This window comes from Candidatus Eisenbacteria bacterium (assembly GCA_005893305.1).
Classification (GTDB): Bacteria; Eisenbacteria; RBG-16-71-46; order SZUA-252; family SZUA-252; genus WS-9.
On record VBOZ01000019.1, the window covers coordinates 1 to 24,157 of the forward strand.

General features: G+C 67.9%; 19 protein-coding genes and 1 pseudogene. 13 read left to right on the forward strand and 7 right to left on the reverse strand.

What is annotated here, in order from left to right; all coding sequences use genetic code 11:
- The 6 genes from E6K79_07390 to E6K79_07415 form a co-directional block, all read left to right on the forward strand.
- Positions 1-1,165: T9SS type A sorting domain-containing protein (locus E6K79_07390; GenBank protein ID TMQ64525.1), on the forward strand; the 1,165-nt coding region annotated here is incomplete at its 5' end.
- An 88-nt stretch (positions 1,166-1,253) separates the two neighbouring features.
- The gene (locus E6K79_07395; GenBank protein ID TMQ64526.1) at positions 1,254-1,751 is read left to right on the forward strand and encodes a hypothetical protein; all 498 of its coding nucleotides are present in this window, start codon (positions 1,254-1,256) and stop codon (positions 1,749-1,751) included.
- A 6-nt stretch (positions 1,752-1,757) separates the two neighbouring features.
- Entirely contained in the window at positions 1,758-2,921 is a 1,164-nt protein-coding gene (locus tag E6K79_07400; GenBank protein TMQ64527.1) for an alpha-hydroxy-acid oxidizing protein, read from the forward strand.
- Between the two features lie 69 nt (positions 2,922-2,990).
- Complete coding sequence (locus tag E6K79_07405) at positions 2,991-3,431, forward strand: hypothetical protein (protein TMQ64528.1); 441 nt, start codon at positions 2,991-2,993, stop codon at positions 3,429-3,431.
- On the forward strand, positions 3,428-4,693 hold the full coding sequence (locus tag E6K79_07410; GenBank protein TMQ64529.1) for a beta-ketoacyl-ACP synthase II: 1,266 nt from the start codon (positions 3,428-3,430) through the stop codon (positions 4,691-4,693). The genes E6K79_07405 and E6K79_07410 overlap by 4 nt, the downstream gene beginning before the upstream one ends.
- On the forward strand, positions 4,666-5,085 hold the full coding sequence (locus E6K79_07415; GenBank protein ID TMQ64530.1) for a hypothetical protein: 420 nt from the start codon (positions 4,666-4,668) through the stop codon (positions 5,083-5,085). The genes E6K79_07410 and E6K79_07415 overlap by 28 nt, the downstream gene beginning before the upstream one ends.
- Before the next feature lie 34 nt (positions 5,086-5,119).
- On the opposite strand, the gene E6K79_07420 is transcribed toward E6K79_07415, so the two are convergent.
- The 5 genes and pseudogenes from E6K79_07420 to asd form a co-directional block, all read right to left on the reverse strand.
- The gene (locus E6K79_07420; protein ID TMQ64531.1) at positions 5,120-5,668 is read right to left on the reverse strand and encodes a hypothetical protein; all 549 of its coding nucleotides are present in this window, start codon (positions 5,666-5,668) and stop codon (positions 5,120-5,122) included.
- 39 nt (positions 5,669-5,707) lie between these two features.
- Positions 5,708-5,836, reverse strand: a pseudogene (locus E6K79_07425) (hypothetical protein).
- Positions 5,805-6,140, reverse strand: coding sequence for a hypothetical protein (locus tag E6K79_07430; GenBank protein TMQ64532.1), 336 nt, complete (start codon positions 6,138-6,140; stop codon positions 5,805-5,807). The pseudogene E6K79_07425 and the gene E6K79_07430 overlap by 32 nt, the downstream one beginning before the upstream one ends.
- A gap of 31 nt (positions 6,141-6,171) precedes the next feature.
- Positions 6,172-6,768: a histidine phosphatase family protein gene (locus tag E6K79_07435; protein ID TMQ64533.1), complete on the reverse strand. Its 597-nt coding sequence runs from the start codon at positions 6,766-6,768 to the stop codon at positions 6,172-6,174.
- Between the two features lies 1 nt (position 6,769).
- Positions 6,770-7,876 carry an aspartate-semialdehyde dehydrogenase gene (gene asd, locus E6K79_07440; GenBank protein ID TMQ64534.1) on the reverse strand — a complete coding sequence of 369 codons (1,107 nt, stop codon included), beginning with the start codon at positions 7,874-7,876 and terminating at the stop codon, positions 6,770-6,772.
- Between the two features lie 69 nt (positions 7,877-7,945).
- Here asd and E6K79_07445 point away from each other — a divergent pair, with 69 nt between their 5' ends.
- The 3 genes from E6K79_07445 (at position 7,946) to E6K79_07455 (ending at position 12,067) form a co-directional block, all read left to right on the forward strand.
- Complete coding sequence (locus tag E6K79_07445; protein ID TMQ64535.1) at positions 7,946-10,681, forward strand: hypothetical protein; 2,736 nt, start codon at positions 7,946-7,948, stop codon at positions 10,679-10,681.
- 255 nt (positions 10,682-10,936) lie between these two features.
- On the forward strand, positions 10,937-11,638 hold the full coding sequence (locus E6K79_07450) for a hypothetical protein (GenBank protein ID TMQ64536.1): 702 nt from the start codon (positions 10,937-10,939) through the stop codon (positions 11,636-11,638).
- 12 nt (positions 11,639-11,650) lie between these two features.
- On the forward strand, positions 11,651-12,067 hold the full coding sequence (locus E6K79_07455) for a hypothetical protein (protein ID TMQ64537.1): 417 nt from the start codon (positions 11,651-11,653) through the stop codon (positions 12,065-12,067).
- Between the two features lie 32 nt (positions 12,068-12,099).
- Here the strand turns inward: E6K79_07455 and lon are convergent, their stop codons facing one another.
- Positions 12,100-14,649 carry an endopeptidase La gene (gene lon, locus E6K79_07460; protein TMQ64538.1) on the reverse strand — a complete coding sequence of 850 codons (2,550 nt, stop codon included), beginning with the start codon at positions 14,647-14,649 and terminating at the stop codon, positions 12,100-12,102.
- 848 nt (positions 14,650-15,497) lie between these two features.
- Positions 15,498-17,336, reverse strand: a complete 1,839-nt coding sequence (locus E6K79_07465) for a HAMP domain-containing histidine kinase (GenBank protein ID TMQ64539.1) — start codon at positions 17,334-17,336, stop codon at positions 15,498-15,500.
- Positions 17,337-17,367: 31 nt separating this feature from the next.
- Between E6K79_07465 and rlmD the strand changes: the two genes are divergently transcribed.
- From rlmD to E6K79_07485, 4 genes are all read left to right on the forward strand, one after another.
- Positions 17,368-18,819 carry a 23S rRNA (uracil(1939)-C(5))-methyltransferase RlmD gene (gene rlmD / locus E6K79_07470; GenBank protein TMQ64540.1) on the forward strand — a complete coding sequence of 484 codons (1,452 nt, stop codon included), beginning with the start codon at positions 17,368-17,370 and terminating at the stop codon, positions 18,817-18,819.
- A complete protein-coding gene (locus E6K79_07475) occupies positions 18,816-21,680 on the forward strand; it encodes an insulinase family protein (protein TMQ64541.1) in 2,865 nt (954 codons plus the stop codon). Before rlmD ends, E6K79_07475 begins: the two co-directional genes overlap by 4 nt.
- Positions 21,670-22,998: a hypothetical protein gene (locus E6K79_07480; GenBank protein TMQ64542.1), complete on the forward strand. Its 1,329-nt coding sequence runs from the start codon at positions 21,670-21,672 to the stop codon at positions 22,996-22,998. Before E6K79_07475 ends, E6K79_07480 begins: the two co-directional genes overlap by 11 nt.
- A gap of 127 nt (positions 22,999-23,125) precedes the next feature.
- Positions 23,126-23,968, forward strand: coding sequence for a PDZ domain-containing protein (locus E6K79_07485; GenBank protein TMQ64543.1), 843 nt, complete (start codon positions 23,126-23,128; stop codon positions 23,966-23,968).
- Positions 23,969-24,157 lie beyond the last annotated feature (189 nt).

Here is a 24,157-nt window from a genome sequence, read left to right on the forward strand (position 1 = left end):
GGAGCTTCCGGGGCCGTTCCTGCCCGGGTGGGACTTCGTCAACAACGACGCGCACCCCAACGACGACAACTGCCACGGAACCTCGGTCGCCACGATCGCGGCCGGCGCCGCGAACAACACGGCGGGGAGCGCGGGCGTCGCCTTCGGCGTCACGCTGCTTCCGGTCAAGGTGATCGACCACGAGGACAACGCGGAATCGGACAACATCGTGAAGGGGATCCGCTTCGCGGCCGACCATGGCGCGAACGTCATCAACCTGAGCCTCGGCTATCCGCCGCTCTCGCTGCTCCGGACGCTGGGCTTTACCGACAGCATGCTGGTCGCGTTGTTCAACCCGCTCAAGGACGCGGTCCGATACGCCCAGCGCCGCGGCTCGATCCTCGTCGGCGCGACCGGGAACTTCGACTTCTCGGAGGTGAGCTTCCCCGCCGGGCTTCCCGGCGTGATCGCCGTGGGAGCGACCAACGTCGACATGCGACGCGCCTCCTACTCCTCCTACGGCCCGACGCTCGACTTCATGGCGCCGGGAGGTGATTTCACGGAGCTGAACGGCGACCACGTCCAGGACGGGGTCGCGGTCATGAGCATCAAGCCCTTCCGATCGACCGGCTCGCTGGCGAATCCGGATTCCTTCAATGTGTTCATCTTCTTCGGCACCTCCGGCGCCAGCCCGCACGTGGCCGGCGCGGTCGCCCTGCTCATGTCCCTCGGGGTGAAGAACCAGAACTCGATCGAGAAGGCGCTCCGCGACACGGCGATCAATCCGTTCGGTACGACGGGCGTGTTCGACTCGACCTACGGCTACGGCCTCATCCAGATCGACAAGGCAGTGCGAGCGGTCGGCCGCCGGGGCAAGAGGGGTCTTCCCTTGGGAAGGGGCTCGAAGGACGGATTCGAGGCCCACATCGTCTCGCAGAATCCGGTCGGCCATGAGGTCGCGATCTCCTTCCAGACCGCGAGCCCGGGACCGGTGACGGCACGGGTATTCGACGTGCGCGGGGCCCTGGTGCGAACGCTCCTGAACAATTCCGCGCAGCCGGGTCCATATCTCGTGCGCTGGGACGGGCGGGACGATCGAGGCGTGGCCGTGCCGAGCGGGGTCTACTTCTTCAGGATCGAGACGCTCGACGGACAGTCGAGCCACAAGGTGGCGTTCTTGCGTTGAGGTGTGTGGGGCGATAGAGTCGCCGGGTTCCGATCGAGCCGCGCCACCCGCGCGGCCTTCGCACCCGCGACCCAGGAGGGCTCCCCACATGTTCCGACCAAGCGCCCTGCGTTTCCATCTCGCCGCCGTCGCCATCGCCGCATCGGCAACGGCCTCGCTCCTCCTCACGGCCGCACCCGCCTTCAGCCAAGGCACGCCCGTCACGGCGGCCGGCTCCCGCGTCGGCGCCAAGGAAACGTCGCTCCAACGCATCCAGAAGATGGTGGCGAGGATCAACGCCGAGGCAAGCACTCCCGAGGGAGAGGAAGCGGTGCTCGACCGCCTGTCGAAGCAGCTTGGAGCCTCGCCGGATTCGCTCCGCGCGCAGCACTCCGCTTGGGGCCTGGGATATGGCGAGGTCGCGATGGCATACGGATTCGCGCGCGCGAGCAAGAAGCCGGGCGTCACTCCCGAGCAGGTCGTGGAATTGCGAAGGGGCGGGATGGCGTGGGACGCGATCGGCAAGGAGCTGGGCGTGAGAGTGGACACGGTCGCGGCGAAGATGAGAAGGCACGTCGGACCAAGATCCGGCGCGCGGTCCAAGTAAGGGGCCGTGGCGACCCGGAAGAAGAAGCGCTCCGCGGGCAAGGCTCGTGCGCGCCGCAAGGCCGCCACCCCGCGCGCCACCGCGTCCGCCCTCGCCGCGTGCGCCTGCGTCCAGGACCTCGAGGCGATCGCGAAGCGGCGCCTCAGCAGGGCCGTCTACGACTACTACGCGGGCGGAGCCGAGGACGAGCAGACGATCCGCGGCAATCGCGACGCCTTTCACAAGATCTTCATCCGGCCGCGCGCCCTGGTCGATGTCGGCCGGATCGACATCACGACCACCGCGCTCGGAACTCCGATCACGATGCCGGTCATGGTGGCGCCCACCGCCTATCAGCGCATGGCGAACCGGGACGGCGAGCTCGCGACGGCACGCGCCGCGGGCGAGGCGGGGACGATCATGGTCGCGAGCACGATCGCGACCCATAGCCTCGAAGAGATCGCTAAGGCCGCGACGGGACCCCTCTGGTTTCAGCTCTACGTGCAGCCCGACCGAAGCATCTCGCGGGATCTCGCGCACCGGGCGGAGGCCGCCGGGTACAGCGCCCTCTGCTTGACCGTCGACACGCCGCAGCTCGGCCAGCGCGAGCGCGACGTGCACAACAACTTCACGCTGCCTCCTGGCATCCGGATGATGAACTTCGAGGGGAACCGGAGCGTGATGCCGCGGACGCCGGCGGGCGGATCGGCGTTCGCGGCATACGCCAGCTCGCTTCTGGACCCCACCCTCACCTGGGACGCGATCGCCTGGCTTCGGAGCGAGACCAAGCTCCCGATCGTCGTGAAGGGCATCATCTCGGGCGAGGACGCCGCGCTCGCGGCTCAGTCCGGCGCCGCGGCCATCCTCGTGTCGAACCACGGAGGGCGTCAGCTCGACGCCTGCGAGCCGACGCTCGCCGCGTTGCCGCACGTGGTGGAAGCGGTCGCGGGCCGCGTGGAGGTCTACCTGGACGGCGGCGTGCGCCGCGGCACCGACATCATCAAGGCGCTCGCGCTCGGCGCCCGCGCGGTCCTGGTCGGGCGCCCGGTCCTCTGGGGTCTCGCGGCAGGCGGAAAGCCGGGCGTCGTGCGCGCGCTGGAGATGCTCCGCGCCGAGCTCGTGCTCGCGATGACGCTCGCCGGCCTGCCGAGCCTCCGCTCGATCGGACCCGGCACGGTCGTTCGGGCATGACGGCCTCCGGCACCGTCGTTCGGGCATGACGGCCCTTGACTCTCCCCGGCCTGGGAGGAGAATCGAGGGGTGCGCTCCGAGATCTCGATCTGGATCGATGCCCCGCCGGACGCCGTATTCCCGCTCGTGGCCGATCTGCCCCGCTGGCCCGAGCGACTTCCCCACTATCGATATGTGCGCGTGCTGAGCCGGCAAAACGGTGAGACGCTCGCGGCGATGAGCGCGCGACGGGGCGTGATCCCGGTCTTCTGGCATGCGGTTCAGACGCCCGATCGCGCGACGCGACGCATCCACTTCCGCCACGTGCGGGGCGTGACGCGCGGGATGGAAGTGACGTGGACGCTCGAGCCCGAGCGAGGCGGTACGCGCGCGCGCATTTCCCACGAGCTCGATCTCAAGTGGCCGTGGATCGGAGGCTGGGTGGCGGAGCACGTGATCGGCCGCGGCTTCATCGACCCGATCGCGGGCCGGACCCTCGAGCGCTTCAAGGCGCTCGCGGAGGCGTCGTGATCGCGCCCGTCTCGCGCCATCGGGTCGCCATCACGGGCCTTGGTCTCATCACGCCGATCGGCACCGGCAAGGACGCATTCTGGGAGGGGGTCCGCGCGGGGCGCCGCGGGGTCCGCGAGTTGACGCGGTTCGATGCCTCGGAGCTTCGCACCCGGATCGCGGGCGAGGTGGCGGACTTCGAGCCCGCCGACCACATCGGTCCGCGCCATCGCGCGCGCCTCGATCGGTTCGCCCAGTTCTCGATCGCCGCGACCCGGCTCGCGCTCGCGGATTCGGACCTCTCCGTGGGCGAGGGCCCGCGGGCCGTGGCGGGAGATCGCCTCGGGGTCGCGATCGGCTCGGCCCTGGGCGGCGTCCCCGGCGCCGAGGAGGATCACGCCACGTTCCTGCGCTCCGGCCATCGCTCGATTCCCGCGAGCTTGGCGTTCCGGGTGTTCGCGGGGGCTGGCGCGTGCAACGTCGCGATCGAGTTCGGCGCGAGAGGGCCCGCGATCGGAAACTCGAACTCCTGCGCGTCGGGGGCGATAGCGATCGGCGACGGGCTACGCATGATTCGCGACGGGATCGCCACGGCGGTGATCGCCGGCGGGGTGGAAGCCCCGCTCGCGCCGCTCACCTTCGCGGCGTTCACCGTGATCCGCGCGATGTCGACCGCGAACGAGGACCCCGCGGTGGCGTCCCGGCCCTTCGACGCGAGGCGCGACGGGTTCGTCATGGCCGAGGGTGCGGCGATCCTGATCCTCGAGGAGATGGGACACGCGGTCTCACGCGGCGCCCGGATCTACGCGGAGGTCTGCGGCTTCTCGACGACCAACGACGCCCACCACATGACCGCGCCGCATCCTGAAGGCCGGGACGCCGCGCGGGCGATGCGCCTGGCGCTCGAGGACGCGGCGCTCTCGACCGAGGAGATCGAGCTGGTCAACGCGCACGGCTCCTCCACGCCGCTCAACGATCGGATCGAGACGCGCGCGATCAAGGATGTCTTCGGGGAGCGGGCCCGCCGGATTCCCGTGAGCGGAACGAAGGGGATGCACGCCCACGCCCTCGGCGCCTCGGGCGCGATGGAGGCGGCGATCGCGGCGCTCTCGATCGCGGAGGGGTTCGTGCCCGCGACCGCAAACCTCACGCAGCCCGACCCCGATTGCGATCTCGACTATGTCCCGGGAGCCGGCCGCGCCTCGAGCGTGCGCACGGTGCTCTCAAACTCATTCGGATTTGGAGGGAGCAACGCATGCCTCGTGCTTCGCTCGTTCGAATAGCGGCCGCCACCGCATTGGTGTCCGCGCTTGGATGCGGTACCTCGGGTTCCAAAATTCCCGTGTCCGAGGTCGTCGCGAAGCCCGATGGGGCGGGGGTCCAGCAGGTGGTGGTGGAGGTCCACTCGTTTTACTTCAAGCCGAGCCGCGTCGTGGTCCAATCGGGGACGCCGGTCGAGATGACGCTCAAGTTCAAGAATTTCTTCACGCCGCACAATCTCACCTGCGATCACGCCGACGGGGGCATCCGCATCGACAAGAGCGCGGGGTTCATGAGCTTTCGCCGCACGAAGCATGTCCGGTTCACGCCGGCAACGCCGGGCGAGTATCCCTTCTATTGCGGGGTGGACAGCCACATGAAGAAGGGGATGACCGGGACGTTGGTGGTCCGGTAGGGGCGCGCCGGCGGCGGGCGCGCGCGCGCTGCTTCTACTTCGCCGCCGCCCTGGGTTTCCCCGCGGATCTTCGGGTCGGCGCGACCGTCGTGAAATCCGACGCGACCCAGATGTCCTCGTCCTTCCCGTTGACCAGCTTGGTGTAGTAGATCGACTTCCCGTCGTATGAGAAGGTCGGCTTCATGCAGTTGCCGTCCCCGGTCAACATGAACGCCTGCTTCGTCGCCACGTCCAGAACCCAGATGCTCTGCTTGCCGCCCAAGTTCCGGCCGAAGGCGAGCTGCTTCCCGTTGGGCGACCACGACGGCCAGGTGTCCTCGTACGCATCGCCCGCCTTGAGCCCGGTGAGCTTGATCTCCTTGCCTCCCGCCGCCGGAATCTTGAATACCCGGAACTGGGAGAACATGGCGCTCTGCTTCGCCTGCATTCCTCCGCCGACGCTGACGGTCTTCGTCGTGTCGAAATCCTTGGCCACGTAAGCGATCCATTTCCCGTCGTACGACCACACCGGATGACCTGGGCTCGATCCGCTGAACGTGAGCCTCTTCGCCGGCGGGCCGCCGATCTCACCCTTCGCGTCCATGACGTAGAGGTTGAACCCATAGAGGGAATTCGGCTGGAGCCGGCTCGACGGGAAGCAGATCTTCGAGCCGTCCGGAGAGTAGACCGCGAAGCGCTGGCTTCCCGCGGCGCTGGAAAGCGGCTTCGCCTCGCCCCCTTCAACCGGAATCCTTGCCGTCGGGCGCCCAATTCGGAGTCATCACGCGCGTGGCGATGCGCTGAGAGCCCGGCACCTGCGAGGACTCCGGCTCCGAGGTCACCCGGCGAAGCTGGTCACCCTGCGTGGACATGACCCAGATCTGGCTCGAGCCGCCCCGATTGCTCTGGAACGCGATCCACTTTCCGTCCGGCGACGGAGCCGGATCGGTGTCGCGGTACGTCGTGTCGGCGAGAAGCGGACGGAACGTCGTCGCGAACCCGGGGGACGTCCACGCGACGGACAACGCAAGAATCAACATCGAGGCGAGCCGGCTCAAGATCATCGTGGTCCTCATAGAACCCTTGGGCGTGACTGGCGGTTCCGCGCTACGGCCGAGGCGTGAATCCCTCGCCCACCGTCAGTATTTCGTAGGAAGCGACGCTCAGCGCGTGGCGCCGTACCTGGCTCCACGGCCGATCGAGAATGTAGCACTTGAGAAGGGCGAGCACGATCTGGTGCGAGACGACGGCGACCAGTCCCTCGCCTTCGATGTGGCGGCCGACGATGTCCTTCATCGCGGCGACGGCCCGGTCGTGGACGGCCTGGAGAGGCTCCGCCCCCGGGAGCGCGCACGAGCTTGGGTCCTCGCGCCAGCGCCGGTAGCGATCCGGATCGGGGAGATCGGCCTCGGCGATGCCCTCCCACTCTCCGTGATGGATCTCGTTGAGCCGCGGGTCGGTGATGACCCCCAGCGAATGAGGTCCCGCCACGTACGACGCCGTCTCGATCGCCCGCGGCAGCGTGCTCGAATAGACGGCCTGAAGGGGCACCTCCCAGAGAAGCCGCGCGAGTCCCTTCGCCTGTTCCTTCCCAGCGTCGTTGATCGAGGCCCCGAGGCTCCCCTGGATCCGCTTCTCCCGATTCCAGTCGGTCTCGCCGTGGCGTACGAGCACGATGTCCCGCCCCGCGGTCAAGGTCGCCATCCTAGAGGCGGCCGCCCTGGGCCAGAATCTCGGCGTTCAGGATCGCCGCTCCTGCCGCGCCGCGGATCGTGTTGTGGGCGAGCGCCTCGAACTTCCAGCCGAGAACGGGGCAGTGGCGTAGCCGGCCCACCGTGACGCCCATGCCACCCGCGCGATCGGCGTCCAGCCGCGGCTGGGGCCGGTCGTCCTCGGGGCGCGCTTCGATCGGATCGAGCGGGGCGCTCGGCAGCTCGAGCTTCCGGAGCGGCCGGAACGATCGCCACGCCGCGAGGATCTCCTTCTCGGTGGCGCGGCGGCGGAGCTTCACGCTCAGCGCCACCAGGTGCCCGTCGATTACCGGCACGCGGTGACAGAGCGCGCTCATGGCGAAGTCGGCCGCCTCGACGCCCTTCGGGCCCAGGCGTCCGAGAATCTTGAGGGTCTCGGTCTCGATCTTCGGCTCCTCCCCCGAGACGAACGGGATCACGTTTCCGAGAATGTCGAGCGAGGGAACGCCGGGGTAGCCGGCGCCGCTCGTCGCCTGGAAGGTCGTGGCGATCGCGGCTTCGAGCCCGAACGACTGGTGGAGCGGGGCGAGCGCCATCGCGATGACTATCGCGGAGCAGTTGGGGTTCGTGACAAGTCCGCCGCCGTTCGAGTACGACTGCCGCTCGAGGAGCTCCATGTGATCGCGGTTCACTTCGGGAATCACGAGCGGGACGAGCGGGTTCATGCGGTGATTGCGGGCGTTCGAGGAGACGAGGTGCCCTGCGCGCGCGTAGTGCTCCTCCAGCTCCCCTGCCACGGAGGCATCGAGCGCAGAGAAGAGGAGGTGCGCCTTGAGCGGCGCCTTGGGTCCCTTCACGCGGAGCGACGCGACGGCGTCCGGGATCGCGGTCGAGAGCTTCCACCGGCTGCCGACCGCCTCGGCGTAGGGACGCCCCGCGCTCTGGTCGGATGCCATGACCTCGACCACCTCGAACCACGGATGCCCGTTCAGGAGCTGGACGAAGCGCTGCCCCACGGTCCCGGTCGCACCCATGACCGCGACCGGGACACGGCGGGACGATTTTCCAGGGGGTGCATGACGGCTCGAAGTCGTTGCGGCGGCTCGCTTTCTTGACACCATAGACCTCGGATGATACGGTCGAGGGCCGATGTCTCGCAATGCCAAACCCACGTCGATCGTGTCGACGCCGTGAACGTTCGCGCCTTGGCCATCGGCCTTGTCGCCGCGGTCGCGGCGGGGCTCGCTGCAGGTCCGCCCAGCGCGAATGCCGCCCGGCACGTGAACGCGAGCTATCCCCAAGTCCTCGACAGTTATCCCCGGAACGGCGACACGCGCGTTCCGTCGAACGCGACCCTCTACTACGTATTCGACCAGCCCACTCAGAAGAGAGGCTCCTTCGAGGTCGTGGACCTCGACTCGATGGGGCAGCCGCACCTCAATCTGGACCCTCCGACCTGGTCGGCGCTCGGTGACACCGTCTTCCTGAATCCGACCCAGCCGATGACGTACGGCCACCTGTGCGGGATGCTCGTCGACACGATCTTCGCGACCGACAGCACCGCCTCGAACAACGTGGGCGGCATCCGGTACTTCCGCGTATTCCCCCGGGCGAGGCTCGAGCGCTTCCCTTCGGGGACCGGCTTGTCCTCGGTCACGCTGGTCCCGGAGGTGCCGGTCCCGGTCTCCGCCAGCGTGCGGGAATTGAACGACAACACCGCCACCTTCACCTCGGCGCGGATCGAGTTCTGGGCCGCGACCGGCGTGACCCTGGGTGGCGGCTCGTCTGCGACCCCGCTCTCGACCACGGTGATTCCGGTCGCGCAGCGAGTGCCCCGGCTGGGAACCGCGCTGCTGAGCGTTCCGGTGACGCTCCCGAGGGATCTCGCCCGGAACGCCTCGACCGGCCTGCTGGGCCTCCGCGTCCTGTTCGAGGGAACCGACGAGAGCAGGCTGCCGCTCACCTTCGAGGCCTTCTCCTCGTTGGTGGCCACCTCCGGCGACACCATTTTCGCTCTCACCATGACGCCCGCGCTCGTGACGCCCGCGATCGCCGCAAACGTGGTCGTCCAGTCGGCGTTCGTGGAGCAGCCGATTCCGGGGGCCGTCTACTCCGCCGGCGATACGGTGCGCGCCCGTGCGGTCGTGACCGGGATCGGAACCGGGCCGTTCCGCGCCGTCTTCTATCTCGACGGAAGCGCCGTCGCGATGGAGGAGGGCTACATGGAGTCGGGACACCCCGTCACGGTGGAGCCGCGGGGACCGATCGTGTCGCGCCGCATGGGAGAGCACCGGCTTCAGTTCGTGGTCGAATCCCCGCAGCATGTCGCCGCCCAGCCGATGACGTTCCTCTGCGTTCCCCCTCCGAGCGGGCTTTACTTGCCGCCGAGGCATCCGACCGCGGCGGACTCGGTGATTACCGTTCCCCCCGTCCTGTCGCGCTTCTCTCTCGACGGCACCAACCTCGTCGTGGGGAAATCCGCATTCCGGGACGAGGACGCGGCGGGCATCGCGTGGTCCGCGTGGAAGGCCCGCTACGGCGTCACCAAGACGGGCGCGTTCGAGGCGAACGTTCTCTGGCGCCTCCGCCTCGACGATACGAAGAACGGGAGCGCCTCGCCGGAGCAGGTGCGGGTCGGCTATAAAGTGGAAGGCGCGTCGGTCGAGTGGGGCGATCTCACGCCGGCAATCGCGGCGGGAGCACCCCTCTTCGCGAGCCCGGTCCCGCGCCGGAGCGCCCAGGCCGTCTGGTCCGGGTCGCCGCTCGGCGATCTCCAGGGCTACATGGCGCTTGAATCGCGGCCGCGCTCCTCGGCGGGCACGATCGCGGCGCTTCGATCCGACCTCTACGCGGGCCGCCTATCGCGCGCGTTCGGGGGAGAGCGCCTCCTCGCGTCCCTTTACGGCGGCTACACGCACGACGATGCAACGCCCGGCGGGGGGGCGACCGCGACGACCGCCAGCGCGACCTACGGCGGGTCGGGACACCTGAAGCTGCCGAGCGATTGGTCCCTCTTCGGCGACCTCGCGACGGTCCGGCATCGCACGATCCCAGGCTTGGATCCGGGGCGCTCCCGCACGGCCGTGCGGGGCGAGCTCAAGGGCGCGTTCGCGGGCTTCGCCGCGCGGGCCGAGGCGTTCCGCTATCAGCCCGACCTCGCGACCCCCCTGAACCCGTATGCGATCTCGGACCGCAAAGGGGGAGCGGCCGAGCTCTCGCGCGGTGTCGCCGATTGGCGATTCTTCGGATCGTACCGCCGGGAAGAGCCCTCGGAGGACGTGGGCTCCGCCCCGAGGATCCACGTCGACAAGATCACGTTCGGCGGGAGCCTCAAGCTGAACCAGGTCAGCTTCGTGACGCCGACCTTGGTCCGGATTCAAAACCGAGGGCCGAATACCAACTTCACCGAATCGCGGGCCGCGGGCGAGCTCACGATCGGCGAGCGCATGGGCGGCCAGACTCGGGCTCGCATGGACATCGCCGTCCTCGATGACGACCGCGGGGTGAACGCCCGGCGGGTGGTTACGTCGGGCTCCCTCGTCTCCACCCGAAAGGAGTCGGAGACCGTCACGACCACGCTCTCGGGCGGGATCGAGCGGGAGGAGTTGAAAGACCTGAGCCTCACGAACCAGACCATTCAAGCCGCGGTCGAGGTTCGCTGGGAGGCGGTGCGCGGAAAGTTTCTGGTCACTCCCCTCTTCACGTATCTGGACCGGCGATACGACTCCACGACGAACAAGGAAAAACGGATGACGGGGCGGCTCCATCTCACGTTGATCCGCGTGCCGGGGCTCGGGGAGAACGCCTTCGCCGTCGAGGGCCGCGTCGATCGCGTCGAGCTCAAGGGACCGACCGAGGACAAGAACACCGAAGGGTCCGTGCAGATTTCATTCGGCCAGCAGTTCGGGTTTACCTCCTCGCGATAGCAGTTCGGGTCCACCTCCTTGCGATAGCGCCGCCCGCTGGAATTTTCTAACGCGTCGAACCTTCGACGCGATTCTCCGCGCCTCGCCGTGAGCGCGCGCTACCGCTCCGCGCTCATCCTCCCTTGATGCAATGATGACGTTCGACGCACTGCGCGCCCATCCGTGGAACACATCATGCAGTGCCGCACCTCGCCCTAGCCACCTCGGCGCCCACGGAGCGCGGCGAAAGCCGCCAACATCAGGGAGGGTGCCGTCATGAGAGTTCTCCGCTGCATCGCCATCGTCCTGCCCATCGTCATGGTCGCCGCCGGCTGCGGGCGGAAGGAATCGACCCGCGTGGTCGGTCCTCCACCGCCGAGCGAGGGCCCGCAGATCGTCGAGGCGCACTGGGTGATGGAACGGGACGCGCTGGATGGCGCGGTCCAACTCGCCGCGTCGAGCCCGCTCGTCCGGCGGGCGATCGTGGGGGCAGGAAACGTGCGCCTCACGCCCGTCTTCCGTTACGCCGTGCGCGCCGAGGGGACCGAAAAGGGCGGCGCGCGGATCGGCGCCACGATCCTTCCTTATATCCTGGACGGTGATTCCACCCACGCGGTCTTCATCTCGCTTCTCGAGCGGGACGGGAAGCAACTGGTCGAGGCGCAGGAGCTGATCCTGGGCCGCGAGCCGACCGCCCTAGAGAGCGGGTTCAGCCCGTTGCGGCTCGGCGACCGGATCGGCTGGATCAAGAACGGAAGCTCTTATGCGCTCGGGGTCGACGGCCTGCCCCAGCTCGCACCGGAGAAGTTCAACTGGGTGAAGTTCATCACGTGCTTCCTCGGCGGCGCCGAGGATGCATGCACGGCGGGCTCGTCGGTTGCTCAGGCGATAGCGCCGGGCTATCCCTATGCCGCCCAGATCGGTTGCGGGGTCGGCGTGGCTCTCCACGCGCTGGGCTGCGCCGCGGGCGCCTTCTGAGAAGGCGATGCCATGAAAGGGGCATGGATGGTGGTCTATGTCGTGTCGGTCGCCGTGGGGCTCGCGCTCTGGAGGCTGGCGCCGAGCAGGTGGGGGCTCGAATTCCCGCAGGGGATCCTGATCGGCTCGGCCCTCTACTTCGGCGCGCTCCATCGCTACACGCTGCGCGCGACGGCGCAGGCTCGAGCAACCGATGGCGGCTCGGCGGATGCGGGAACGGATCGATGGGTCGGATGGGGCGGGCTGCTTCCCGGGCTACTCCGGCGTACAGCGGTGTTCCTCGCCCTCGCGGGGCTTCAGGCATTCGCGTGCTTCGAGTGGATGCCGAGCGCGGATGTTCGGGGAGGGTTCGTGGTTTCGGCGGCCTGGCTGGCGTCGCTCAGCCTGATCGATTCGCCGCAGGCGGGTAAGGCGTCGAGGGCGCTTTAGGCGGAGGGCGCTTTAGGCCGAGGGCGCTCTAGCTATCGCGGGCGGGCGGCCCGGCGCGCGCGGGGCCGGCGGCCGAGGCGGCGCGGATGCGCCGCACGAGCGGCCGGCTTTCGCCGCGTCACCGCCTTCCCTCGCCTCGCCGTCTTCTCCCGCTTCGCCCTTCGCCTGGCGGCGATCCTCGCCCGCCGCTTCGCGGCGCGCGCTTCCAGCTCCGCGATCCGCTCGGCCACCCCCGCGAAGGCGTGCTGAAAGACCTCGTCCACGAAGGCGACCGGGAGGAACGTCATCTTCGCCCGGATCGGCTCCGGCACCTCGACCAGGTCCTTTTGATTGTCGGCCGGGAAGATCACCGTCTTGATTCCGGCCCGGTAGGCCGCCATCACTTTCTCTTTGAGGCCCCCGACCGCGATGACCTTCCCGCGCAGGGTCACTTCCCCGGTCATCGCGACGTCGTTCCGGATGGGAGCCTCCGCGAGCGCGGAGGCGATCGCCATGACGATCGTGATGCCGGCCGAAGGGCCGTCCTTCGGGACCGCACCCTCGGGGAAATGGATGTGCATGTCGTAATCGTCGAACTGCTTCGGATCGATCCCGAGCATCTCGGCCCGCGCGCGCACGTAGCTGTGCGCGGCCTGAACCGACTCCTTCATGACGTCCCCGAGCTGGCCCGTCACGATCACGCGCCCGGCGCCGCGCATCTTCAGCGCCTCGATCAGGAGGAGATCGCCCCCGGTCGCGGTCCAGGCGAGCCCCGTCGCGACGCCGATCTCGGCCTGTCCCTCCGGCCGGTCGGGGAGCACGTAGGGCGGTCCCAGGACCTTCTCGACGTCCGCTTCGACGAACGACCAGTTCCCGGTGAAGCCGGTGGTCCGCTGACGGGCGGCCTTGCGGCAGAAATTATCGATCGCGCGCTCCAGCTGGCGCACGCCCGCCTCGCGCGTGTACTCGCGGATGATTTTCGTGAGCGCGGCGTCGTCGAACGAGATGTCGGTCGCGGCCAGCCCGTGCTCCTTGGCCTCGCGCGGGATCAGGTGACGCCGGGCGATCTCGAGCTTCTCCTCGTCCATATAGCCTGAGATCTGGATCACTTCGAGCCGATCGAGGAGCGCCGGCGGAATGTAGTCGAGCACGTTCGCCGTCGTGATGAACAGCGTCTCCGAGAGACCGAACGGGATCTCGATGTAGTTATCCACGAAGTGGGCGTTCTGCTCCGGATCGAGCACCTCGAGGAGCGCGGCGGCGGGATCGCCCTGCGCGTCGTGACCCAGCTTGTCGATCTCGTCGATCATGAAGACGGGATTGCTCGAGTTCGAGTCGCGGAGGCTACGGATGATCTTCCCCGGGCGGGAGCCGATGTAGGTCCGCCGGTGGCCCCGGATCTCCGCCTCGTCGCGGACGCCCCCCACGCTCATGCGCACGAAGACGCGTCCCAGCGCGCGCGCGATCGAGTCGCCGAGCGAGGTCTTGCCGGTTCCCGGGGGGCCGGCGAAGCACAGGATCGGGCCCTTCATGTCGTTCTTCAGCTTGAGGACCGCGAGGTACTCGAGGATCCGCTCCTTCACCTTCTCGAGGCCGAAGTGCTCCTCGTCCAGCCGGCGCGCGACCTCGTCCAGGTTGATGTCGGTGGGCGTCCGCCGCGACCACGGCAGGGAGAGGAGCCAGTCGACGTAGTTCCGGATGACGCCCGACTCTTGCGAGGCGGGCGGAAGGTAGCGAAGCCGGTTCGTCTCCTCCTGCACCACGACCATGACGTGGTGCGGGAGCCCCAGACCCTCCGCGCGCTCCAAGATCTCCCGCACCAGCATCTCCTGGGGATCGTCCTCGCCGAGGAGGCGGCGGATCTCCATGAGCTGCTGGCGCAGGAAGAACTCGCGCTGGCCCTTCTCCATCTGCTCGCTGGTGCGCCGGACGACGTCGTCCGCGACGCTCAGCCGCGCGATTTCTCCCTCGAGCGCCTCCGCCACGACGGTCAGCCGCTCGGTAACGTCGAGGGTCTCCACGATCCGGCGCTTGGTCTCGAGCGGCACGCGCACGATCGATGCCACGGTGTCCGCGAAAAGGCCGGGGTCGCCGAGGTTCATGCTGAAGATGTTGTCGAGCTCCGGCGGGTAGGTCTTGTCGAGCTGGGAGAGGGTTCGGAGCGATCCCAAGATCCGGGTCACCAGCTCGTGGGTCTGCGCGGGATCCCCCGCCTTCTCGACCGGGCAGCTCACCCGGGCTTCCAAGTAGGGCTCGGTGCGCAGAATTTCATCGATCCCGACGCGCCTCAATCCCTCGAGCGTCACCTGCACGTTTCCCGCCGGCATGTTGAGGATGCGGATCACGCGGGCGGCCAGGCCGATCTTGCTCAGCTCCTCCGGCCGGATGTCCTGCTCCCGGCGGGCGGGGCTATAGACGAGCGCGATCAGGTTGTCGGGGTCGGAATAATCGCGGAGGAGCGCTTTCGATTGCTCCACGCGGACTTGTAGGGAGGTGACGCCGAGCGGGAAAACGATCGTGCTCATCAGCGGGAGCACCGGCATTTCCGGCGGGACGTCGCATTCGAGCATCGGGCCGACTTCGGCCATCGGTCGCTTGCTCACGCGGCGGCGCTCCTCTCGAAGGGCGAGACTGTGGGGGCTGGGAGACGACCCGCCACGGTATCATACGCCCCCGCCGCTGGCCAGTCGCCCCCCCGGTAGCATCCCTGCCCCCGGCAAAACGAAGGGCCACCAGGGGGGTACTCCGATGGCCCATCGATCTGCCGTTCCATTCCTCCCGCCGGGGTTCGCCCTCCCGACGGGGGTGCTGCTATTTTCCATCCCCCTGGCGGTATCCGACTTGGCTACCGTCCAGCATTCCCCGTACTACCAGCCAGCCTTGCCTCCCCCGCCTCCAGCGAAGGAAATCACGATCAGAATCAACGCGAGCGCTGCCATCTCTCATCCACCTCCTTCCATCTAGTTCAGGTTTACCGAGCCCTCTGGTTACTCACCGGCACTTCTCTCAGCTACTGCTTACCAACCAGCCTTGCCACCACCGCCACCAGCGAACGTCACGACGAACAGGATCAACGCGAGAGCTGCCATCACACACCTCATTGGGTTTGGGTCTGTTTCCGTCGCCCGCCATCTGCGGGCCGCTAACGCCAGGCTGGTAGAGCAGCCGCCGTGCCATTTGCACGAATGATTTGGTTGGATTCAGCCAATCAGTTGAGGTAGCTATAGTTAACGGCGTTGCAATGTTTGCGATTTGGGGGATTTCAGGCTGCGGAAAAGGGCGGATTCTGTAAAGTTATTGTTACAGTTCCTACAGCTGTCCGTAAACGTCCTACAGATTGGACCTTAGGGGTGTCGTTTAGTTTTTACCGGGCTGTATGCGGGGGTTGTCGATTGGGGCTTGCCGAGGGCCCGCGTAGGCCCGCGCGAGGCCCGCGCCGCGCCCGGCCCACCTAGCTGGCGAGGCGCAGGGGCTCCTCGGCTTGGAGCGGGGCGACGTCGCGGTTCGGGTACGGCAACTCGATCGTGATGATGTTCCCGGAGTCCGGCTGGCTCAACACATGGACCGAGCCGCCGTGCGCTTCCACGATCCCGAGTGCTACGGCCAGGCCAAGCCCGGTCCGCCCAGAGTCGTGGAGCTCCGGGATAGTCCCCTGCACGCCATCGGGAAGCTCGGTCCCTGTGTCGGAGATGTAGATGCGGATCCCCAGATCCATGCGGCGGGCCCCCATCTCGATCCGGCCGCCGTCCGGGGAGAATCGGGCCGCGTTCAGGGCGAGGTTCAGGATGGCCTTGGATAAGTGGCCGGGGTCCACCCGGGGATGAACGAGCTGGGGCTCGACGGAGATCATGACCGACTGCTTCCGCTCCGAGGCGATCGGCACGACCACCACGGCCGCGTCCTCGACCAGGCCCGCGACGTCGGCGGGCCCGAACGAGAGCGCGAGCTCGTTTCGGTCGAGGAGCGAGAGGTTGGCGAGATCGTTTCCGGCCCGGATCAGCCTCTCCGCTCCGCTTCGCATGGAGATAAATCCCTCGACCTGCGGACCGCTCAGCTCGCCCAGCGCGCCCTCCTCGATCAGCTCGATGACGGTCCGGATCGCGTTGGCCGGCTCCAGCACCTCCTCCGAGGCGCTCGCGATGAAGCCCGTCCGCACGCGGTTGACCTCGGTGAGCCGGTGGACCTCCGCCCGGTGCGCGTCCTCCGCGCGGCGGCGCCTGCGGTAAGTGACGATCGCGACGGAGGCTCCGCCCAGGAGCGCGAGGAGGAACCCGGCGCTGCCGGCGTAGAGAAGCTCGTCCCGGATGGCGGCCACCGGCGACGAGACCGATGTGACCGGCCGGATCAAGAGGTACGCCAGCTCGCCGCCGATCGACTGCCCCTGGAGCGGCTGCCTCACCGCGACGAACCGTGCCCCCGCGATCCCGATCACGTCGAACGAGTCGGGCGGCGGCACGCCGTTCTTGGGTTTGCGGGAACGGGAGCCGGCCAGGCTCCGCTCGCTTGACCGCTGGGCCAGGATCTTCCGAAGCGGCGAGGGCGTGAGCGTCGTTGCCTGGATCTCGTCGCTCACCGTGAAGGCCACGTCGCAGCCGATCGCGGATTTGAGCAGCTCCGCCGTCTCGTTCCCTACGAGCCGGCCCAGGCAGAGGACGCCGATGATCGGGCCGCCGGCGGTGACGGGGACAGCGGCCACGCGGTACACCCTCCCTTTCTCGACGATGTACCCCTGGCCTGTGCGCCCCGCGAGCGCCGTGCGCACGAAGGGCGCGCCGGAGACATCCGTCGTCCCGGTCGCGGGCTCAAGCGCGCGCGCCAGGAGGGCGCCGGTCTCGTCCGTCACCTCGAAGATCGGCGTGTCGGCGTCGCGCTGGAAATCGCGGAGCACGTTCTCGAGCGCGTTCTTGAAGTCGGCTTGCGCCCGGTCGGACCGGGGCAGATTCAGGACGGCGAAGAATTGCGGATTCCTCACGATCATGACGCCCAGGCGCTCGAGCTCCTCCCCTTCGCGGGTCAGCGCCTCTTCGACGGCGGGCGCGGCGCGGCTCAACGAGCGCGCGGCGAGCTGATCGCTCTCGTTGTCGGGGTGGTGCGAGAGGGCGACGAGCGCCCAGCCGGCGGCTACGAGGACCGGAACGAGGGCGGCCCCGAAGACCAGCGCCGTCGGAGAGGCGAGGAACCTCAATTTCGAAGCGTTGCGCATGGATATTCCGGCGATCCGGGCCACGAGTGGATGGATGGGGTTCCCGCATGCAAGAATCGGCAAACGGAGTTTCCATCTCGAGCGCATTCGGATGGGGCGCCGCCTGTTGTAAACTCCGGTGATGCACCTCCCTATCGCTTCGATGGATCCGGCGGGGCGCGATTCGCGCGGCGCGACCGAGGTCCGGCGCGGTCAAACGCTGGAGCTCGAGATCGAGGATCTCGCCTTCGGCGGGCGCGCGTTGAGCCGCGTCAACGGGCTGGTCGTGTTCGTCGAGAACGCGCTCCCCGGCGACCGGGTCGTCGCGACGGTGTACCGGAAGAAGCGCCAGTACGCTGAGGCCCGCGCCGAGCGGATCCTTCGCCCCGCGCCGCACCGGGTCGACGCGCGCTGCGGCCACGCCGCGATCTGCGGTGGCTGCCGCTTCCAGGACCTCGAATATTCCGAGCAGATCCGCCACAAAGAGCGCCAGGTGGAGGAGTGCCTCGCGCACCTGGGCCGCGTGCGCGTCGCGTCGCGGCCGGCGATCCAGGCGCCGAGCCAGTACCACTACCGGAACAAGATGGAGTACTCCTTCGGCCGCGACTCCGAGGGGCGCCTCACCCTGGGACTTCACCGCCGCGGATTCTTCGACCGGCCGTTCGACCTGGATCGCTGCCACATCGCCACGCCGATCTCGAGCCAGATCGTGGCCCACGTGCGCGAGGCGGCGCGGCGCGATCAGCTCCAGCCCTACGACACCCGACGGCACGAGGGGCTGCTCCGATTCGTGATGGTCCGCGAGGGGGTCCGGACGGGGCAGGTCATGGTGAACCTGGTGGCCACGGAGCCCCATCCTGCATTCGAGAGGATGGCGGCCTCGCTCCAGAAGGCTTTCCCGGCGGTCTCGAGCGTCCTGCTCAACCTGACGCGGCGGAAGGCCCAGGTCGCGATCGGGGACGAGGAGCGCGTGCTCGCGGGGAGCGCCACGATCTTGGAGTCGCTGGGCGGGCTCACCTTCGAGATCTCATCGGCATCGTTTTTTCAGACGAACACCGAGCAAGCGGAGCGGCTGCTCCAGACGGCCCTCGAGGGGCTGGCCCTCTCCGGGACGGAGCGGGTGCTGGACGTCTATTCGGGCACCGGCACGTTCACGCTCCCGATCGCGGGATTGGCGCGGGAGGCGATCGGGATCGAGTCGTCCGCGGTCGCGGTGCGAGACGCGGAGCGGAACGCGGAGCGAAACGGGATTCGAAACGTGGCCTTCTGGACCGGCGAGGCGATGGAGGTCCTGCGCGATCGCCTCGGGCTCGGCCCGCGCGATTCGAGCCGCCCGTTCGAGCGGCCCACGATCGACGCGGTGCTGGTCGATCCGCCGCGGGCGGGGCTTCACCCCGGCGTGGTGAGCCGGCTCATTCACCTGGGCGCGCCGCGCCTCGTTTACGTCTCGTGCAACCCGAGCACGCTGGCCCGCGACCTCGGCCTCTTCTGCGAATCGCGCTACCGGATCGCGTGGGTCCAGCCGGTCGACATGTTCCCGCACACGCCCCACATCGAGTGCGTCGCGACCCTCGAGCGCGCCGACGGATGATCGGGCGTGTTACGCTTACTGCCGCCCTGCTCCTCGGGGCTGCCTTCACGCCGCCGGCCGAAGCCGGCACATCCAAGCCAAGGAAACCGACCATGAGCGGCAGCGCCGTAGCTGCGACCGTACAGCCGCCCGTACACGAGACGACGCTCTCGAACGGGCTCAAGGTGCTGATCCAAGAGACGCACGCGGCGCCGGTCGTCTCGTTCATGGTCTGGTACAAGGTCGGCTCGAGAAACGAGAGCGCCGGGATCACCGGAATCTCGCACCTCCTCGAGCACATGATGTTCAAGGGCACGCCTACGTACGGGAAGGGCGAGATCGCGCGCATCCTCCAGCGGAACGGCGCCTCCTTCAACGCGGGCACGTCGCTCGACTACACGAACTACTTCGAGGTCCTGGCGAGCGACCGGTTGGATCTGGCGATCCAGCTCGAGGCGGACCGGATGCACAACGCCCTCATCCCGGATGAGGAACACCGTCTGGAGATGACCGTCGTCCGGTCCGAGCTGGAGCGGAACGAGGACAATCCGCACCGGGCGCTCTATCTCCAGACGTTCGCCCAGGCCTTCCAGGCTCATCCCTACCACTGGCCCACCATCGGGTGGCGCACCGACGTCGAGCAGATCACGACCGACCAGATCCGCGACTACTACCGGCGGTACTACGTCCCGAACAACGCGACCGTGGTGATCGTGGGGGACGTGGATCGGGCGAAGGTCCTGGCCTCGGTGGAGAAGGCGTTCGGCCAGATCCCGAAGGGGCCCGACCCGCCCGAGATGAAGGTCGTCGAGCCGCCCCAGATGGGCGAGCGCCGTTTCAAGATCCGGAAGCCCGGCGACACCCGGTATCTGATGGTCGCGTGGCGGAACCCCGCGATCACCGACCCGGACACCTACCCCCTCGACGTCCTGGGGATGATCTTGGGCCACGGCAAGACCTCCCGGCTCTACCGGGGGCTGGTCGACGGAAAGCTGGCCACCGACGTCGACGCCTCCAACGAGACGGCCCGCGACCCCTTCCTTCTGATCACGCAGGCGACGATCGCCCCGGACGCGACCCTCGAGAAGGCGGAGGCGGGGCTCTATAAGGAAGTCGATCGGCTCAAGAAGGAGCCGGTCGCGCCGGAGGAGCTGGCCCGGGCAAAGCGGCAGGTGCAGGCCTCATTCGTCTACGCCAAGGATTCAATCCGGAGCTTGGCGCAGCAATTGGGGTACTTCGAGACGGTGGCTTCCCACAAGTACCTCGATACCTATCTCGACAAGATCGCGGCGGTGACGCCGGAAGCCATCCAGCGGGTGGCGCGGAAGTACCTTGTCGAGAATTCGCGCACGGTCGGGTGGTACGAGCCGGTGCCGGCAGACTCGGCACTTGGTGATGCTGGTGGAGGGGGGCAGGCCAGAAGCTTCGCTTTCGCCGTGCAGAAAAGAAATCACGGCTCCAGCGAACTTCTGGCCTGCCCCCCTGTCCACATGTATCGCCAGGAGGCGGATGCGCAAGGCGCGCCACCCGATGCGCCATCCGATATGGCGGTCGCGGCGGGTCGGGGGTCCGCTTCAGGCGCGATTTCTTCTCCGCGCGCCGGAAGTGGACCCCCGACCCGCCGCGTCTTGCCGAATGGTTTGACGCTTTTGGTGCGCGAGAACCATGCGAATCCAACCATCGCGCTGCAGGGAATTGTGAAGGCTGGTGGAATTTACGATCCACCCGGCAAGAGCGGCCTCGCCGCGTTCGTGGGCTCGATGCTGGACCAGGGGACAAAGACGCGGAGCGCCTTCGAGCAGGCGACCGCGGTCGAGAGCCTGGGTGCCTCGCTGCGCTACGACGGCGGCCAGGAGACGCTCTCCCTATCCGGCAACCTCCTCTCGGGCGACCTCGAGCAGATCCTCCGCGTCCTCGCCGACGCGCTCCGAAACCCGGCCTTCCCGGCCGAGCAGGTCGAGAAGATACGGAGCGAGCTGATCATCGACTACAAGGTCGCCGAGAACTCGACCTCGTCGGTCGCGGCGCGGCGGGCGAACGAGCTTCTCTATCCCGAGGGACATCCCTACCACTGGAACCCGGGCGGGACGGACTCCACCCTCAGCGCGATCACGCGCGAGGACCTGGCTTCGTTCCACGCCCGGCACTACGGGCCGAACACCACGACCCTCGTCCTGGTCGGGGACGTGACCGCGAGTCGCGCCGGGGAGCTGATCGAGAAGATCTTCGGCGACTGGAAGACGCTTCACGATCCGCCCCCCTTCCAGGTGCCGAACGCCGATCCGCCGAAGGAGGCCAGGGACCTGGTCGTCCAGATGCCGGGCAAATCCCAGGCCGACGTCGTCTGGGCGGTGCCCGGGCTGCCCCGCACGGCGCCCGACTACGACGCCGCCATGATGATGAATTACGTGCTGGGTGGCGGCTCGCTCTCCAGCCGCCTCATGGACAATCTCCGGGACAAGGAAGGTCTGGTCTACGGGGTCTACGCGAGCATGCTCGCCGGGGTGGGCGCCGGGCCGATCCAGATCCGGGCCGGGACCAACCCCGCGAATGTCGACCGCACGATCGATGCCCTGCTCGAGCAGGTCGGACGCTTCCACAATGAGGGCCCGACGGACGACGAGATGGAGGCCGCGAAGGGATATTTGACCGGCATCTTCCCCGTCCGCCTCGAGACGAACGCCGGGGTGGCGAACCAGCTTCTGAGCGCGGAGGTCTACAACCTCGGCCTCGACTACATCGAGCGCTACCCCTCGATTATCCGCGCCATCACGACCGCGGACGCGAAGGCCGCCGCGGGAAAATATTTGAGCCCCAACGCCTACGTGCTCGTCGTGGCGGGCTCCTACCAAGGCGCGAAGGGACTCCCGGTTGGGAAATAGCACCCGGGGGTTCGCCCGTACCTCTCCCGTCCGCGCCCGCATCGGCACCGCCCGCCTGGCGGCCCTCTCCCTCGCGCTCGCGGCGATCCTCGCGCTGACCGCCCACCCGGCGGAGGCGAAGCGGATCTTCGTTCCCAAACAGCACCGCTCGCTCCAGGCCGGCATCGACGAGGCGTCCCCCGGCGACACGATTTGGGTGGCCGCGGGCACCTACCAAGGGCCGTTCACGGTGAAGAAGCGGCTGGTCCTCTTCGGCGACGCGGGCTCGGACAACACGATCCTGGACGGCGGGGACAGCGTCCGTGTCCTCGACATTGAGGGGGTCAACGGCGGCGCGGTCGTCGGGTTCACGATCCGCCGCGGCAAATCGCCCGCCGGCGGCGGCGTCCACTGCGTCCGCGACACGAGCCTTCTCTTCGCCGGATGCACGCTCGAGAAGAACTGGGAGAGCGCGATCTCCGCTTGGGAATCGGTCGACTTCAACCTGAACGAGCTTACGTTCAGCGAGAACCAAGGGAGCGCGGTCTCGCTCAATTTCACCGCGGCCCTCATCCGGAACTGTGAATTCCAGAAGAACACCGGTTATTCGGGCGGCGCGATCTCCCTGATCCACTCGTCGTCCAACCTTCCGATCCGCAACTGCTCCTTCATTGGAAACCGGGCGGACACGGCGACCGGGGGAGCCATCAACGGGGACAGCTCGGAGGTCACCGTCGCCGACTGCGATTTCAGCTCGAATTCCGCGAAGGTCGCCGGGGGCGCGATTTCGGCGATGAACGGATCCCGCCTGGGGGTCTCGCACTGCCATTTCATCGAGAACAGCGCGAAGGCGAGCGGGGCGCTCAACGTGGACACGTCGGGCCTGAATCTCCTCCTGTCGATCTTCGACCACAATACGGCGCTCGGGTTCGGCTCGGCGATCGGGCTGATCGGCCGCGCCGTCGCGAACATCAACCCGCTCGTCCAGAGCAACACGTTCTACAAGAACGCGGCGACGACCGAGGGCACGACGATCTGGAGCGAGCGCGTCTCGCCCGAGATCAAACGGAACATCTTCGTGGTGGATGCGGGGCAGCGCGCCGTCTCCGGCATCGGCTCATCCCCCCTATATCAATGCAACCTGATCCATGACCCGAGCGGAGAGGCCGTCGGAGCGCTCCCCTCGGCCGACACGCTGGTCGGCGACCCGCTCTTCTGCGATCCCGCGAGCCGCAATTTCTACCTCCGCGACCTCTCGCCCGCGGCCCTCGCCTCTTGCGGGGTGGTCGGCGCCTTCCCCAAGAGGTGTAGCAGCTTCAAGATGGCCCCCGGGAAGTAGCGCCAGCCTGCTCCACCGGGGCTGGTTACCCCGCCGCAGCTCGGCCCGCTCCACCCCTTGGAACTTTCACGTCCCCCGCCCGGTAGAGGGAAGGTGAGGCCGGGCCCACCACGCGACTCAAGGGAACATGGAGGTCATGATGAAGCCAAGCAGTAGCCGTTGGACGCTCACCGGCATCGCGGCCGGGGCCCTTTGCCTCGCCCTCGCTGCCTCCCCCGCGCTCGCCAATCCACCGGACGACGAGGAGGATTCAACCCCACAGACGAAGAAGGAAATCCGGGTCTATCGGGGCGGCGACGACAATGACGCCCCTTCGGATCGGGTGCGGGATGACGATAGTGGCGCCCCCACCGACCGTGTGCGGAAGGAAATCCGGGTTCGCAGGAACGACGACAGCGAGGAAGCCCAGGTTCAAGGGGGGTATCTCGGCGTCCGCGTTCAGGACATCACCCGTGAGCTTCAGAGAGCCAAGGATCTCCCGAATTCCGAGGGCGCGCTCATCAACCGGGTCGAGCCGGAGAGCCCCGCCGCCGATGCGGGAATCCGCCGAGGCGACGTGATCGTCGAGCTGGACCGCCATCCGATCGGCGAATCCTCCGACCTGATCTCGCAGGTCCGGGACCTCCAGCCCGGCGCGAAGGTTTCGGTGGTCGTCCTCCGAAACGGGACGCGGAAATCGCTCTCGGTGACGCTGGGCAAACGCCCCAAGGAATTCTCGATGATCGCTCCCCGCGGCGGGCAGCGCTGGATGGAGCGCGCCGATGGGGACATGCCGGGGATGCCGGAGGTCGGCGAGCAGCTCGACCGGATCCGCGTCTACCGCCAGGACGTCCAGCGCCAGCTCGATGAGATCCAGGACCAACTTACCCGCTTGCGGGAAGGCGACTTACAGCGGCTTGAAAGCGAGATCCGGGCGCTCCGCGACGAGCTGAGAGCCCGCGACGAGAGGCACTCACCGCACTCCGATTAACAGTGAGGCGGGTGGATCGGGCCGGGTTCCGCTGGGTCGGGAACCTGGCACGACCGCCCGCCCCTCCCCATTCAAAATTCTCTCGACTTGGCGCCATGGTACGGCACATGTTAAGCTACTGTTCCTAGGTGCTTCCAACCTGGGATGGTAGGGCCACGTTACATATGGGCCTGCCCAGTCCGATAACCC